Source organism: Micromonospora sp. NPDC001898, from assembly GCF_042891255.1.
GTDB lineage: Bacteria > Actinomycetota > Actinomycetes > Mycobacteriales > Micromonosporaceae > Micromonospora.
The window spans coordinates 19,899-34,395 of record NZ_JBIATC010000024.1; the positions used below are offsets into that span (position 1 = coordinate 19,899).

At 75.7% G+C, this 14,497-nt stretch carries 17 protein-coding genes; 9 read left to right on the plus strand and 8 right to left on the minus strand.

What is annotated here, in order from left to right; translation table 11 throughout:
* Window positions 1-88 precede the first annotated feature (88 nt).
* Complete coding sequence (locus ACFYZF_RS28040; RefSeq protein ID WP_387025760.1) at window positions 89-781, plus strand: hypothetical protein; 693 nt, start codon at window positions 89-91, stop codon at window positions 779-781.
* 56 nt (window positions 782-837) lie between these two features.
* Here the strand turns inward: ACFYZF_RS28040 and ACFYZF_RS28045 are convergent, their stop codons facing one another.
* The 3 genes from ACFYZF_RS28045 to ACFYZF_RS28055 all read right to left on the minus strand — a co-directional run bounded on the left by ACFYZF_RS28045 (window position 838) and on the right by ACFYZF_RS28055 (window position 2,831).
* Window positions 838-1,764: an NADP-dependent oxidoreductase gene (locus tag ACFYZF_RS28045; protein WP_387025761.1), complete on the minus strand. Its 927-nt coding sequence runs from the start codon at window positions 1,762-1,764 to the stop codon at window positions 838-840.
* 94 nt (window positions 1,765-1,858) lie between these two features.
* The gene (locus tag ACFYZF_RS28050) at window positions 1,859-2,188 is read right to left on the minus strand and encodes a hypothetical protein (protein WP_387025763.1); all 330 of its coding nucleotides are present in this window, start codon (window positions 2,186-2,188) and stop codon (window positions 1,859-1,861) included.
* 103 nt (window positions 2,189-2,291) lie between these two features.
* A complete protein-coding gene (locus tag ACFYZF_RS28055) occupies window positions 2,292-2,831 on the minus strand; it encodes a hypothetical protein (RefSeq protein ID WP_387025764.1) in 540 nt (179 codons plus the stop codon).
* Between the two features lie 261 nt (window positions 2,832-3,092).
* Here ACFYZF_RS28055 and ACFYZF_RS28060 point away from each other — a divergent pair, with 261 nt between their 5' ends.
* The 7 genes from ACFYZF_RS28060 (at window position 3,093) to fabF (ending at window position 10,126) form a co-directional block, all read left to right on the plus strand.
* On the plus strand, window positions 3,093-4,277 hold the full coding sequence (locus tag ACFYZF_RS28060) for a sensor histidine kinase (protein WP_387025766.1): 1,185 nt from the start codon (window positions 3,093-3,095) through the stop codon (window positions 4,275-4,277).
* A gap of 128 nt (window positions 4,278-4,405) precedes the next feature.
* Entirely contained in the window at window positions 4,406-5,065 is a 660-nt protein-coding gene (locus ACFYZF_RS28065; RefSeq protein ID WP_387025823.1) for a response regulator, read from the plus strand.
* Window positions 5,066-5,123: 58 nt separating this feature from the next.
* Window positions 5,124-6,353, plus strand: coding sequence for a PucR family transcriptional regulator (locus ACFYZF_RS28070; protein ID WP_387025768.1), 1,230 nt, complete (start codon window positions 5,124-5,126; stop codon window positions 6,351-6,353).
* Window positions 6,354-6,460: 107 nt separating this feature from the next.
* Entirely contained in the window at window positions 6,461-7,630 is a 1,170-nt protein-coding gene (locus ACFYZF_RS28075) for an acyltransferase domain-containing protein (RefSeq protein WP_387025769.1), read from the plus strand.
* The gene (locus tag ACFYZF_RS28080) at window positions 7,630-8,574 is read left to right on the plus strand and encodes a beta-ketoacyl-ACP synthase III (protein ID WP_387025771.1); all 945 of its coding nucleotides are present in this window, start codon (window positions 7,630-7,632) and stop codon (window positions 8,572-8,574) included. Before ACFYZF_RS28075 ends, ACFYZF_RS28080 begins: the two co-directional genes overlap by 1 nt.
* A gap of 83 nt (window positions 8,575-8,657) precedes the next feature.
* Entirely contained in the window at window positions 8,658-8,897 is a 240-nt protein-coding gene (locus tag ACFYZF_RS28085; protein ID WP_117673394.1) for an acyl carrier protein, read from the plus strand.
* A gap of 2 nt (window positions 8,898-8,899) precedes the next feature.
* Entirely contained in the window at window positions 8,900-10,126 is a 1,227-nt protein-coding gene (gene fabF / locus ACFYZF_RS28090) for a beta-ketoacyl-ACP synthase II (RefSeq protein WP_387025774.1), read from the plus strand.
* A gap of 261 nt (window positions 10,127-10,387) precedes the next feature.
* On the opposite strand, the gene ACFYZF_RS28095 is transcribed toward fabF, so the two are convergent.
* The 4 genes from ACFYZF_RS28095 to ACFYZF_RS28110 form a co-directional block, all read right to left on the minus strand.
* Window positions 10,388-10,606: a hypothetical protein gene (locus tag ACFYZF_RS28095; protein ID WP_387025776.1), complete on the minus strand. Its 219-nt coding sequence runs from the start codon at window positions 10,604-10,606 to the stop codon at window positions 10,388-10,390.
* A gap of 265 nt (window positions 10,607-10,871) precedes the next feature.
* Window positions 10,872-11,312, minus strand: coding sequence for a VOC family protein (locus tag ACFYZF_RS28100; RefSeq protein WP_387025778.1), 441 nt, complete (start codon window positions 11,310-11,312; stop codon window positions 10,872-10,874).
* A 157-nt stretch (window positions 11,313-11,469) separates the two neighbouring features.
* Window positions 11,470-11,664, minus strand: coding sequence for a DUF397 domain-containing protein (locus ACFYZF_RS28105; RefSeq protein ID WP_387025780.1), 195 nt, complete (start codon window positions 11,662-11,664; stop codon window positions 11,470-11,472).
* Window positions 11,661-12,440, minus strand: a complete 780-nt coding sequence (locus tag ACFYZF_RS28110) for a helix-turn-helix transcriptional regulator (protein ID WP_387025781.1) — start codon at window positions 12,438-12,440, stop codon at window positions 11,661-11,663. Before ACFYZF_RS28110 ends, ACFYZF_RS28105 begins: the two co-directional genes overlap by 4 nt.
* 713 nt (window positions 12,441-13,153) lie before the next feature.
* Between ACFYZF_RS28110 and ACFYZF_RS28115 the strand changes: the two genes are divergently transcribed.
* Window positions 13,154-13,450, plus strand: coding sequence for a hypothetical protein (locus ACFYZF_RS28115; protein ID WP_387025783.1), 297 nt, complete (start codon window positions 13,154-13,156; stop codon window positions 13,448-13,450).
* A gap of 81 nt (window positions 13,451-13,531) precedes the next feature.
* On the opposite strand, the gene ACFYZF_RS28120 is transcribed toward ACFYZF_RS28115, so the two are convergent.
* Window positions 13,532-14,461: an ROK family protein gene (locus tag ACFYZF_RS28120; protein ID WP_328822608.1), complete on the minus strand. Its 930-nt coding sequence runs from the start codon at window positions 14,459-14,461 to the stop codon at window positions 13,532-13,534.
* Window positions 14,462-14,497: the final 36 nt, after the last annotated feature.

The window sequence follows — 14,497 nt, forward strand, 5'->3', positions numbered from 1 at the left end:
GCCCTGGGGGCAAGGTCACCGCCGTCGACCGACCAACGCGTGACCCGCAGTGAAGCCATCCAAATCGAAACGGGGCGAGGAGGCGGCGATGGTCCGACAGGTGAGGCGGCTGATCGCGTTGGCCGCAGGGGTGCTGCTGGCGGCGGTCCTCACGGGACCGGCCCACGCGGGCGGTCCGGCGCAGACCGCCGGCCCGGTGCGCGTCGCGGTGCCGGCCGCCCCGAAACCGCAGCCGGCCGGCGTGGACATCACCGGCGACCGGCTCCCCGAGCCGTTGCGGCTGCGGGCCGCCACCCACCCCGCCGAGGTGCTCGCAGTCATCGACCAGGTGAGCTGGCTGGGTCGCACCGGCTCGCCCTCCGGCCCGGCCGCGAAGGACCTCGGCCCGAAGTACACGGTCGTGGTGTTCGCCGGGGAGATCGCCACCCAGACGTACGACCTGTATCCGCTGGCCAAGGGCGGCCCCCGGGTGTACCGGCCGGCGAAGCAGCCGGGCCCGTCCACCAAGGCGAAGGCCGGCTGGTTCCTCGGCCGGCTGAACATGTCGGAGAGCCTGCGCACGGCCGGGGTGCCGCTGGAGCGGCAGCTCGACACGGTCGGCGGGGGCGGCGTCGGCGGCGGCGAGCGGGTGAACCCGGACGAGTCGCTGAATCCGGGCCGGGACCTCGACGAGACCCTCGGCGAGTTGCAGCGGCTGCTGCTGCTCAACGTCGGGGTGATGCTGGTGATCACCCTCGGGCTGGCCGGGATCGCGCTGCTGATCCGCCGCCGCACCCGCTGAGCCGCACCCGCCGACCCGCGCTGCCCGACCGCGCTGCCCGACCGCGCGGTCGCGGGTCAGACCTCCAGGACCACCTTGCCCCGGACGTGTCCCTGCTCGACCAGGCGCTGCGCCTCGGCGGCCTGGTCCAGCGGGAACGTCCGTGCCACGTGCACGGTGAGCCGGCCGGCGTCGACCAGCCCGGCCAGGACGCTCAGGTCCGCCGTGGACGGCCTGACGAACAGGTAACTCCCGCCGAGGCGGGTGACGTGTTCGGGGTCGGCGGTGGAGACCAGCCGGGCGGGGCGGGTCAGCAACTCGGCCGAGACGTCCAGCGCCGCCCCACCGAACAGGTCCAGGGCCACGTCCACCCCGTCGGGCGCGACCGCGCGGACCCGGTCGAGCAGCCCGTCGCCGTAACTGACCGGCTCCGCTCCGAGCGACCGGACGAAGTCGTGGTTGGCCTCGCCGGCCGTGCCGATCACCTTGCCGGCGCCGAGCGCCCGGGCGATCTGGACGGCGAGGTGCCCGACCCCGCCGGCCGCGCCGTGCACCAGCACGGTGTCCCCCGCCCCGGTACGGGTGAGCTGGAGCGCCTGGTACGCGGTGAGCCCGGCCAGCGGCAACCCGGCCGCCTCCGCCCAGGACGCGCGGACCGGCTTGTCCGCCACCGTCCGCTCCGGGGCTGGCACCAGCTCCGCGTACGTGCCGTGCTGGAGGTCGTCGCGGCGGACGTACCCGATCACCTCGTCGCCCACGGCGAACCCGGCCACCGCCGGGCCCACCGCGGCCACGACGCCGGCCGCATCCCAGCCGGGCACCAGCGGGAAGTGGGCGGGGATGGCCGCAGCGAGGTGCCCCTCGCGGATCTTCCCGTCGACCGGGTTGACGCCGGCCGCGCGCACCCGCACCAGCACCGTGTCCGGCCCGACCGGCGGGTCGGGCAACTCCCGCACGGCGAGCCGGTCGGCGGGGCCGTACGCGTCGATCGCGATCGCCTTCACCCTGTTCACGCTAGCCGCTGCGCGGTCACCGCGGGGCCGGCCCGGGTGGGCCCGCGCCACGGGGCGGGGCCGGCGGCGGGCCGTCAGGCCGCTGTCAGCACCAGCGGCGCGGTGGGCGCTCCCGGCGGACCGCCCGGTGCCGGGGGCGGACCGGGCCGTGCCGGTGCGCGCCGGCCCAGCCGGGCAGGTCGCTGCAGCAGGCCGCCGCGCGGCCCAGCTCGTCGGCGAGTGGCTCGGGGGTGCGCTGGCGGGGCACCGGCGCGTCGTCCTCGGCCCGCTCGGCGGCCCGGCCGGAGGTCGGCTCGACGGGGTGGACCGGGCCGGTGAGCCGGCGGTGGTGCTCGGCCGCCGGCTGGGGGTCGTGGTGGCCCGGCCGGCGGGTCTCCCCCTGGGCGCAGCCGTACTCGGCCTCCCCGTGCGCCATCCCCGGTCTCCTCATGCTCGCCGTCGCGCCTGGCCGGTCGTGGCCCGCGCGCCCTGTCACCGTACTGGGGCGGACCGACGCGTCGTGCGGCGCGTACCCCACCTCAGCGCTTGGGGCGACGCGGGAAGATCGTCTCCCAGACCGGGAAGGCGACCAGCCAGATCGCGATGGCGAGGGTGAGTTTCTGGATCCAGTTCCACAGCTCACGGGTGCGTTCGGCGTCGTCCACGTAGAGGATCGCGGCACCGAGCAGCGCGCAGGCGACGGCCCAGCCCAGCAGCCCCTTGCCCCATTCCCGCCACTCGTGCCGGGTGCGCGCCCAGCCGTGCCGGGGCGGCCGGACCGGGGGCGGGCCGCCGGCGAACCGGTGGGCGAAGCGCTGGTCGGCCCAGCGGACCATCGACCGCCCGAAGGCCACCGAGAAGCCCAGGTAGGCGGCGGCCAGGCCGTGCGTGACGTCCGCGGTGGCGCCGCGCCGCAGGTCCAGCGCGGTCGCCGCGAGCAGCACCAGGTCCACCAGGGGTACGCAGACCAGCAGCGCCGCGCCGAGGCCCGGTCTACGCAGCGGGTAGCGGGCCACCAGCCCCGCCGCGAGCACCACCCAGAACCCGATCTCGCACCCGATGATGACCGCGACCAGCACGTCGACCTCCCGTTCGTCGGAGTCCAGCGTGCCGCCCGCCGCAGGCCCCGGCGTCGGCGCGGACGGTGAGATCCGGGTCCGCCGAAGGATGGACCCGGTCGGGCGCGCAGGAGCCGCCAGGCGGCCAGGGCGACGCCCGGGCACCTGCGCCTGGCCGCCGTCATGACCCCGGTGTACGGCTGAGCCGTACCTCCTTCGGCGGACCGCGGCCTCGTGCCGTGGGCGGAGCCGGCGCGGCGGCGGGTGTGGTGGGATCGGGCCATGCGACCGCCACCCTGGCTCGGCTCCGGAACCCCCGGCCGGGACCTGGTGCTGGCCGGCGCCGCCCTGACGGGCGGGCTGGCGCTGCTCAGCCTCGGCTCGCACCTGGCGATCACCCCGCGCACCGACGTGCCGACGGCGGCCTTCCTGCCGTCGCTGCTGGCCGTGTCGGTGGCGGTCGGCCTGCGCCGGGTGGCCACCCGCACCGGCCTGGCCCTCGGCACGGCGGCACTGGTCGTCGACGTCGCCCTCGGCACCACCCTCGGCACCGCGCTGATCTACACCCAGGTGCTCTACGACTCCTGTCTGTACGGCCCGCCCCGGCTGTGGCGGTGGCTGTTGCGGGTCGCCGTGGCACTCAGCCTGCTCGCCGCCGGCGCCGGGCCGCTGCTGGCCGGTAACTGGCGTGGGGTGGCGCTCGTCGTGCCGGTGGTGCTGGTCGCGGTCCTGCCGGTGCTGTCGGGGATCAGCGTGCGGCAGTACCGGGACCAGGCCGCGGCCGAGCGGGCCCGGGCCGAGCAGACCGCCCGGCTCGCCGAGCTGGACCAGCGGGAGGCGGTCCGTGCCGAACGGTCCCGGATGGCCCGGGAGCTGCACGACGTGGTGGCCAACCACCTGAGCGCGGTGGCCATCCACGCCACCGCCGCGCTCTCCGTGCCAGGGCTGGACCGGGCGCAGGTGACCTCGGCGCTGCGGGTGATCCGGGAGAGCAGCGTGCAGGGCATGGCGGAGATGCGCCAGCTCGTCGGGCTGCTGCGGGAGCCGACGCCGGGGGCGGCGGACCCGGCCGAGGAGGCGACCCGGGTCCGCCTCGACGAGCTGGACCTGCTGGTGGACCGGATGCGGGCCGCCGGGCTGACGGTGCGGGCCGAGGTGGCCGGTGGGCCGCGTCCGCTGCCGGTGGGGGTGGACCTGGCGGCGTACCGGATCGTGCAGGAGTCGTTGACCAACGCGCTGAAGCACGGCGCGGGCGAGGTGGAGCTGATCGTGACGTACCGACCGGCGGAGGTGGTGGTGACCGTGGCGAACCCGGTCCGAGCAGGCGGCGGAGGGCCGGCCGGGGCGGGTGCCGGCCTGATCGGGATGCGCGAGCGCGCGGTGCTGCTGGGCGGCGAGTTCGCCGCCGGCCCGGCCGACGGGCGCTGGCGGGTGCGGGCGGCGCTGCCCACCGGGGAGCAGGCGTGAGCGGCCCGGACGCGACGGGCCCCGGCCGAGGGGGCGACGCCGTGGGCGGCCCGGACTACCGGGAGGCCGGCGTGAGCGGCGCGGGCGTCGCCGGCCCCGGCCGAGGGGGCGACGGCGCGGACGGTCCGGTGCGGGTGGTCCTCGCCGACGACCAGGCGGCGGTGCGGTCCGGGCTGGCGCTGATCCTGGCCGGCACGCCGGGGATCGCGGTGGTCGGCGAGGCCGCCGACGGGGAGGAGGCGGTGCGGCTCTGCGCCGAGCTACGCCCCGACGTCGCCGTGCTGGACGTGCGGATGCCCCGCCTGGACGGCATCTCCGCCACCCGGGAGATCGTCGCCGGCCGGCTCGCCGACGTGCTGGTGCTGACCACCTTCGACCTCGACGAATACGTGTTCGGCGCGCTGCGGGCCGGGGCGGCCGGCTTCCTGTTGAAGGACACCGACGCGGGCACTCTGGTCGCCGCCATCCGGACGGTGGCCCGGGGCGAGGGATTCATCGCCCCGGCGGTGACCCGGCGGCTGATCAGCGCGTTCGCGGCCACCGCTCCGGGGGCGTCGGCCGCCGTCCGGGAGGCGGTGGCCGGCCTGACCGCCCGGGAGCGGGACGTGCTGGCCTGCCTCGGGCTGGGCCTGTCCAACCAGCAGCTCGCCGACCGGCTGGCGATGGCGGAGAGCACCGCCAAGACCCACGTCAGCCGGATCCTGGCCAAGCTCGACCTGCGCAGCCGCGTCCAGGCCGCGATCCTGGCGCAGGAGCTGGCCCTGCCGGCCCCACCGCCGAGGGGATGAGCGCCCGCGCCACCGGTGCCGCTGACCGGGGCCCCCGGCCTTCTGGAAGGCTGGGGGGGTGAGCGAGCCGGGCGGGATCGAGCTGTCGGCCACGCTGCGCCGGATCGAGCGGGCGGCGGGGGCGCTGGCCACCGCCAGCGTGGCCCGGATGGACGAGACGCTGCCCTGGTTCCGGGCGCTCCCGGCCGACCAGCGCTCCTGGGTGATGCTGGTGGCCCAGGCTGGCGCCCGGTCGCTGGTGCAGTGGCTGCGTGAGGGCGGCGGCTCGGCCGACAGCACCCAGGAGGTCTCCGACGAGGTCTTCGCCACCGCGCCGCAGGCGCTGGCCCGCTCGATCAGCCTCCAGCAGACGGTGGCGCTGGTCAAGGTGACCATCGAGGTGGTGGAGGAGCAGGTCGGGGCCCTGGCCGCCGAGGGCGAGGAGCAGCGGCTGCGGGAGGCGGTGCTGCGGTTCTCCCGGGAGATCGCCTTCGCCGCCGCCCGGGCGTACGCGCGGGCCGCCGAGTCGCGCGGTTCCTGGGACGCGCGGTTGCAGGCCCTGCTGGTGGACGCCCTGCTGCGCGGGGACTCCCCGGACGTGCTGGCCAGCCGCGCCGCCGCGCTGGGCTGGTCGGACGCCCCGCCGGTCGCGGTCGCGGTGGGCCGCTCCCCCGGCGGCGAGGTGGCCGCCGTGCTGCACACCGCGTACCGGCTGGCCCGGCGGATCGGGGTGGAGATGATCGGCGGGGTGCACGGCGACCGGCTGGTGATCGTGTTCGGCGGGGCGGCCGACCCGCTTTCCGCCGCCGGGACGCTGCTGCCCGCGTTCGGTGCCGGCCCGGTGGTGGTGGGGCCGGCGGTGCCGAGCCTGGACGAGGCGACGGACTCGGCCCGCGCCGCGCTGGCCGGGTTCCGGGCGGCCCCGGCCTGGCCCACCGCGCCGCGTCCGGTGCCGGCGGCCGACCTGCTGCCCGAGCGGGCCCTGGCCGGCGACGCCGAGGCCCGCCGTCTGCTGCGCCACGACGTGTACGCGCTACTGGCCCGTGCCAGCGGCGAGCTGTTGGAGACCCTGGACGCGTTCTTCGCCGCCGGCGGGACGCTGGAGAGCGCCGCCCGGGCGCTGTTCGTGCACCCCAACACGGTGCGCTACCGGCTGCGGCGGATCGCCGAGGTGACCGGGTTCTCGCCGCTGGTCCCCCGGGACGCGTTCGCCCTCCAGGTGGCCCTGACCGTGGGCCGGCTCGACCCGGTGGTGCCCCTGCTCGCGAATCAGCCAGTAAGCGTCACCAGCCGGCAAAAGTCCACATAACGACCATCACGGTTACCGATCTTTGTAGGGTTCCTCCAAAGGTTCTAGTGCGGTTTGGTGTCGGTCGGTAGCACCGTGACCGGCGAGTATCCGGAAGAGTCATATCCGTGCTCGCCGTACTCTCACCCGGACAGGGTTCCCAGAAACCCGGCTTCCTGACACCCTGGCTCGACCTGACCGGCGCCGAGGCACGGCTGCGGTGGTGGTCGGCGCTGGCCGGCGTCGACCTGGTCCACCTCGGCACTGCGGCCGACGCCGACGAGATCAAGGACACCGCCCGCACCCAGCCGCTGCTGGTCGCCGCGGCGCTCCTCGCGGCCGAGCACCTGCCGATGCACGACGTCGCACTCACGGTCGGGCACAGCGTCGGCGAGCTGGGCGCGGCGGCGCTCGCCGGGGTCTTCCCCGCCGAGACCGCGATCACCCTCGCCGGGGTGCGCGGCCGGGAGATGGCAGCGGCCTGCGCGCTGGAGCCGACGGGCATGGCCGCGGTGCTGGGCGGGGACACCGAGGAGGTGCTCGCCGCCCTCGACAAGCACGGGCTGGAGCCGGCCAACCGCAACAGCGCCGGGCAGATCGTCGCCGCCGGCTCGCTCGACGGGCTGGACAAGCTCGCCGCCGAGCCGCCCGCGAAGGCCCGGGTCGTCCGGCTGAAGGTGGCCGGCGCGTTCCACACCCCGTACATGGCCCCGGCGGAGGCCGCTCTGGGCGCGGTGGCCGCCGGGATCACCCCGGCCGACCCGGCCCGGATCCTGCTGTCCGACCTCGACGGCGCGGCGGTCAACCACGGCCGGGAGATGGTGCAGCGGCTGGTCCGCCAGGTCACCTCGCCGGTGCGCTGGGACCTGTGCATGCGCACCATCGCCGACCTCGGCGTCACCGGGGTGATCGAGCTGCCGCCGGCCGGCACGCTCGCCGGCCTGGTCAAGCGGGAGCTCAAGGAGTCGGGCCTGCCCGAGATCGTCACCCTGAACACGCCGGACGACCTGCCGGCCGCGCGGGACCTGATCGCCCGGCACGGTACGGCCCCGGGCCGCAGGCCGACCAGGCAGTTCCGGGTCGTCGTGTCCTCCTCGGCGGGCACCTTCGAGCCCGCCGCAGGGCTGGCCGAGGGCCAGTCGCTGCACACCGGTCAGGTGATCGGGCACGTCGCCACCCGGCAGGGCCAGGTCGAGGTGACCGCGCACGACAGCGGCGCACTCACCGAGTGGCTCGCCCACCACGCCGACCCGGTCGCGCCGGGCCAACCGCTCGCCCGAATCGGGGGTCAACACTGATGACCGGCAGCCGGATTCTCGCGCTGGGGCACTACCAGCCGTCCCGGGTCGTCACCAACGACGACCTCGCCCAGTTCGTCGAGACCAACGACGAGTGGATCCGGGACCGGGTCGGCATCGCCAGCCGGCGGATCGCCGGCGACGAGACGGTGGCCGACATGGCGGCGGCAGCCGCCGACAAGGCCCTGGCGAACTCTGGGCTCACCGCCGCCGACATCGACCTCGTCGTGGTGGCCACCTGCACCTCGATCGACCGCAGCCCGAACGTGGCCTGCCGGGTCGCCGCGAAGCTCGGCATCACCGCGCCGGGCGCGTTCGACCTCAACACCGCGTGCTCGGGCTTCGCCTACGCGCTGGGCACCGTCGACCACGCCATCCGGGCCGGGGCGTCGCGGAACGCGATCGTCATCGGGGCGGAGAAGCTGTCCGACTTCACCGACTGGACCGACCGCTCCACCTGCATCATCTTCGCCGACGGAGCCGGCGCCGCGGTGGTCACCGCCACGGCCGAGGGCGAGCCGGCCGGGGTGGGCCCGGTGGTCTGGGGCTCGGTCCCGGACAAGGGCGACGCGGTACGCATCGAGGGCTGGCGGCCGTACGTCAAGCAGGAGGGCCAGACGGTGTTCCGCTGGGCCACCACCGAACTTGCCCCGCTGGCCCTGCGGGCCTGCGAGCGGGCCGGGGTCGCCCCGTCGGAGCTGGCCGCGTTCGTGCCGCACCAGGCCAACACCCGGATCATCGACGGCATCGCCAAGCGGCTCGGCATCCCCAACGCGATCATCGCGAAGGACCTCATCGAGTCGGGCAACACCTCGGCGGCGAGCGTGCCGCTGGCGCTGTCCAAGCTCGTCGAGCGCCGGGAGGTGCCTTCCGGCGCCCCGGTCCTGCTCTTCGGCTTCGGCGGCGGCCTGACCTACGCCGGTCAGGTCGTCCGCTGCCCCTGACGTCCGGTCCCTTCCGGGGCCGTTCGCACGCCGCCGGCACGCGCCGCGCAGCGAGTCCAACCATCGAGAGGAACGCACCAACCATGACCCGTGACGAGATCACCGCCGGCCTCGCCGAGATCCTCGAAGAGGTTGCCGGGGTGAACCCGGACGACGTGGCCGAGGGCAAGTCCTTCACCGACGACCTCGACGTCGACTCGCTCTCCATGGTGGAGGTCGTGGTCGCCGCCGAGGAGAAGTTCGGCGTCAAGATCCCCGACAACGAGGTGCAGAACCTGAAGACCGTAGGCGACGCCGTCAGCTTCATCGAGGCGCAGGCCTGATCATGGCTCGCTCCGACGTCGTCGTCACCGGGCTCGGCGCGACCACCCCGCTGGGCGGGGACGTCGCGTCGACCTGGGACGCCATGCTCGCCGGCCGCTCCGGGGTGGGTCCGCTCACCCAGGAGTGGGCCGCGCAACTTCCGGTCCGGATCGCCGCGCAGCTCGCCGTCGACCCGTCCGAGGTGCTGGACCGGGTCAAGCTGCGCCGGCTCGACCGCTCCGAGGCAATCGCGATCATCGCGGCCAGGCAGGCCTGGGCGGACGCGGGCCTGGCCGACTCCGGGTTGGACCCGGAGCGGCTGGCGGTCAGCGTCGGCTCGGGCATCGGCGGGGCCACCACCCTGCTCGCCCAGGACGACATCCTGGAGGCGTCCGGCCCTCGACGGGTGTCCCCGCACACCATCCCGATGCTGATGCCCAACGGTCCCGCCGCCTGGGTCGGGTTGGAGCTGGGCGCGAAGGCCGGGGTGCACACGGTGGCCAGCGCCTGCGCCACCGGCGCGGAGGCCATCTCGCTCGGTCTGGACATCATCCGCTCCGGCCGGGCCGACGTGGTGATGGCCGGCGGCACCGAGGCGGTCATCCACCCGCTGCCGATCGCCGGGTTCGCCTCGATGCGGGCGATGTCCACCCGCAACGACGAGCCCGAGCGGGCCTCCCGGCCGTGGGACACCGGGCGGGACGGCTTCGTCCTCGGCGAGGGCGCGGGCGTGCTGGTCCTGGAGCGGGCCGAGCACGCCGCCGCCCGGGGCGCCCGGGTGTACGCGCGGCTGGCCGGCTCCGGGATCACCTCCGACGCGTACGACATCGTGCAGCCGCACGCGGAGGGCGAGGGCGCGATCCGGGCGATCGCGAAGGCGGTCGCGGACGCCGGCGTCGCGAAGAGTGACATCGTGCATGTCAACGCGCACGCCACCTCGACGCCGGTCGGGGACATGCTGGAGATCGGGGCGCTGCGCGCGGCGCTCGGCGATCATCCGGTGCTCACCGCCACCAAGTCGATGACCGGCCACCTGCTCGGTGCGGCCGGCGCGTTGGAGTCGATCGCCACCATCCTGGCCATCCGCGACGGTGTCATCCCCCCGACGATCAACCTGGACGACCCGGACGCCGGCCTCGATCTGGACGTGGTCGCCCACAAGGCACGGCACATGGAGATCCCTGCCGCGCTGAACAACGCGTTCGGCTTCGGCGGGCACAACGTGGCTCTCGTCTTCACCCGGCCCTGAGACTCCAGGCCCTGAAGGCGGATCTGTCCGGACGACTCGGCCGGCATCGAGGGCGGGGCACGACCTGACGCGACGATGCCGGCCCCGGCCACCTGTCCCGGCCCCGGCCAGGAGCGGGACGGCGTGGTCTGTGACCGGTTGTGGGAAGGCCCCCTGTTGACGCGATCCGCGCAGCAGGGGGCCTTTCGACGTTCCGGGGCGCAGGCGTGTTCAGGCTCGATCGCCGTTCAGGCTCGGTTCCGGGTCAGGCTCGGTTCCGGGTCAGGGTCGGTTGCGGGGGTGTTGCCGCGCGGCGCGTTCGTTGCCCCGGCGGTAGTTGCCGGTCCACCGGGCCATCACCAGTTGCGGGTCGCCGTCGACCTCGGCGAGGAACTCCGCCGCCCGGCCGCCCCGCAGCGTGCCGGCCACCCGTCCGTGGTGCGTGATCACCACCGCCCCGTCCGCTCGCTGGGCGTACGCGAAACCCTGTGCTTCTCCCATGCCCGGCACGCTCCCACCCAGCGCCCACCCCCCGCACCCGATTTAGCCCGGACGCCGGACAGATCTTGGTAAAAAACGGCCCCTCCGGGGGCCGAAATCCTCCAAGATCTGTCGCGGCGCGGGCGGCGCGGGCGGCGCGGCGCGGGCGGCGCGGCGCGGCGCGGGCGGCGCGGGCGGCGCGGCGCGGGCGGCGCGGGCGGCGCGGGCGGCGCGGGCGGCGCGGGCGGCGCGGGCGGCGCGGGCGGCGCGGCGCGGCGCGGCGCGGCTAGTCGGGGCTTCTCTCGGCGAGGATTCCGGTGCCCTGGCCGAGCTCGATGAGGTAGCCGTCGGGGTCGCGCAGATAGCACCGGATCTCCACGCCGTGATCCTTCGGCTCGGTGAGGAACTGTCCGCCGCGCGAGCGCCACAGCTCGTAGACGGCGTGCACGTCGGTCACCCGGACGTTGAGCGCGCTGTGGAGCAGGTTCGGGTCCGTCGGCGCCTGAGCGAGGACGGTCGGCTTGTCGTCGGTCGGGCCGCCCTCGTCGTTGATCACGAGGTAGCTGTTGTGCAGCCGGAGGATGGCGGGCTGGCGCTCCCGTACCACCGTCGCGCCGAGCACCGTCCGGTAGAACTCACGCGAGCGTTCCACGTCCCGCACGATCAACAGGTGGGTGAGCACCATGCCGTGTTCCGGCTGGAAGTAGTCCGGGGCCTCGTTCGTCACTGCCGCCTCCCTCGGGATGGCCCGTCGGGTACCCGCATGCGGCCACGGCACACCTGCAACGCCTGGTCACGCCCGTCAACGGACAGCTTTGAGGAGCCTCGGCAGGCGGCCAGGACCCGCCGCCTGCCGGTCCAGGCGCCCTACCGGATCAGGCGCCCTACCGGGCCGGGGCGCGGAGACGGGTGACGAAGGTCCGCCAGGCCGAGGGGGCGAAGGTGAGGGTGCCGGCGTCGCGGGCCTTGGAGTCGCGGACCAGCACGACGCCGGGCAGGTTGTCGGCGACCTCGACGCACTCACCACCGTTGGTGTTGCTGCGGGTGGCGGTGCGCCAGCGGGGGTGGTGGGTACTCACAGCTCGTTCACCTGCTTCAGGATCAGGTCTCTGGACTGGTCGCGGGGCAGGGCGACCGCACGCACAGCTTCCCACGCCCGCTCCAGCGCGGAAACCTGCTTCGGGTCGGCGACCACCCGCCCCTCCAACTGGTCCTCCAGGAAGGCCAGGTGCTCGCCGCCGGCCGCCTCGGCGAGGGTGAACGCGCCGGACTGGCCGATGTAGGGGCCCGCGCCGTACGGCACGACGTGCACCAGCACCCGGGTCCGCAGGCCGACCTCGGCGAGGTGCAGGAGCTGCTCCTTCATCACGGTCGGGTCGCCCCGACGCAGCGCCGCCTCGTCGATCACGAACGTGGTCAGCGGCGGCTCGGCGCGGTCGAGCAGCGCCTGGCGTTCCAGCCGGAACGCGACGTGCTCGTCCACCCTGTCGGGCACGAGCAGGCCGCTGGCGAGGGCCGCGCGGGCGTACGCCTCGGTCTGCAACAGCCCCGGGATGATGACCGGCTGGAAGCAGCGCAGCGAGGTGGCCTCCCGCTCCACCTCCGCCCACGGCCGGAACCAGCGGGGCTGGGCGTCCCGGCGGGCCTCGGCGGCCATCCGGCCGATCAGCTCCCCGGTCTCCAGCAGTTCGTCGAGCCGGCGGGCGGTGTCCGGGTGCGGGATGCGCCGCCCCGTCTCGAACATCGCAATCAGCGAGCCGGAGACGTGCACCGCCTCACCGGTCTGGTCCTGGTCAGTTTCCGCTTGCCCCGCGCGTGCTTCATGACCAGGGCGAGATACGCGCTCACTCCTCACTCCTCCTCACCATCGGTGGGTCGACGGTCACGCTGAGCGCCGTGTCCCTGGTGATCCTCCTTTCTAAGAGCGGCCGAGTCCAGGGTGGAAGCACGCGATCCGGCCGGTGGAGGCGACGCCCGGCGACCGGATCCGCGCGGGGCCGCCCCGCTTCCCCCTTGCGGGGCGGCCCCTCCCCCGATTGGCGAGGAGGCGACAGACGTGGGACATCACCGACGCAGCAGGGGACGCGGCCGACCTGGGCGGCACTGCGCCTGCCGGGCCTGCAAACTCATCCGCGCAGACCGGAGCAGCCCCGCGCCAGCACGAGCGGGCCGGGGCGACACGGCCCCGCCGCGCACGGACCGGAGCGACACGGCCCCGCCGCACACGGGCCGGAGCGACGCGGCCCCGCCGCGCACGGACCGGAGCGACGCGGCCCCGCCGGGCACAGACCGGGGCGACACGGCCCCGCCACACACGGACCGGAGCGACACGGCCCCGCCGCACACGGGCCGGGGCGACACGGCCCCGCCGCACACGGACCGGAGCGACGCCGGCCCGCTCCGGACAGAGCGGGCACCCGGCGGCCCGGGGCACCCGGCGCGGGGGCTGGTCCCGGCCGCCGTCGTCCTGGGCTTCGACCCGCTCAGCGGCGGCGTCGCGGGGTGGGGCGGGCCGCCGGCACACCGCCGGGCCGCCGCCGGCCCGCCGACAGTTCCGGCCGTACGCCGATGACCGACACCCGGCCGCACCCGCCGCTGCGCCCGCTGTGGCTGTGCCGGGTGTGCCTGGCCCCGTGGCCCTGCCCACCGGCCCGGGACGCCCTGCTGGTCGCGTACGCCGGGGACCGGGTCGGCCTGTGCCTCTTCCTGGCCTGGCAGATGTTCGACGCCGACGCCGACCTGCGGGCGCTGCACCCGGCCGACCCGCCGCCGCCCACCGAGCTGTTCCGCCGGTTCCTGCGCTGGACACGCCGCCCGACCCCGGGGGCTTCCACCCAACCGGGCCGGGCGGACAGGCCGGGCTGAGCGGACCGGCGGTTCCGGGTGCGGTTGTTGCGGCCCTGGCCACAACAACCGCACCCGGAGGGCACCGCCCCGCGAGCGGGGTCAGCGGGGGGCCGGGACCGCCTCGCGGGCCAGGACGACCGCGCCGAGCAGCGCGGCGTCGTCGGCGAAGCCGGAGAGCACCACGTCCGGCCGGTACGGCAGCACGGCGGCCAGCCGCTCGACCAGCAGGCCGCGGATCAGCTCGCTGCCGGCCACCCCGCCCACCAGCACCACCCGCTGCGGGTCGAGCAGCAGGCAGCAGGTGACCAGGTGGCGGGCCAGCTCGTCGACCCGGGCGGTCAGCGCGTCCCGGGCCGGGCCGGGACGCTCGGCGGCGGCGGCCAGCCCGGCGGCCGTCCCCGGAACCCCGAGTTCGTCGGCGAGCCGGTCCAGCGCCCGGCCGGAGAAGTCGAGCTCCAGCATGGTGCCGGGCCACGGGCCGCCCGCCACGGCGTACCCGATCTCGCCGGCCGCGCCGTGGTGCCCGGCCAGCACCGACCCGCGCACGGTGAGCGCCGCCGCGACCCCGGTGCCGAGGCCGACGACCAGGCCGGGGTCGGCGTCGCGGAGCGCGCCGAAGCGCAGCTCGGCGAGGGCGGCGGCGTTCAGGTCGTTGTCGACCGCCACCGCCGGCACGCCGAACCGGTCGCGGACCGCGTCGGCCAGCCGGAGCCGGTCCCAGCCGGGCACGTTCGGGGCCAGATCTATGCCGTCGGGCCGGACCACCCCGGGCGAGGCGATCCCGGCCGCCGCGACCGGGCCGCCGACCTCCCCCACCAGCTTCGCGGCCAGGTCCAGCGCGCGGTCCAGGGCCTGCGGGGCACCCTGTTCGGCGTGCGTCGGCACGCGCTCGCAGGCCAGCAGCCGGCCCTCGCCGTCGGCCACCCCGACGGCCATCTTGGTGCCGCCGAAGTCGATGCCGAGCAACACGGGCGCGTCACCGGCCACCGGCGCGGGCTGGGCGACCCGCCCGGCCAGCCGCACGCTCACAGTTCAGTCCCCTCGATCGGGTCCGCGACGCCCGCG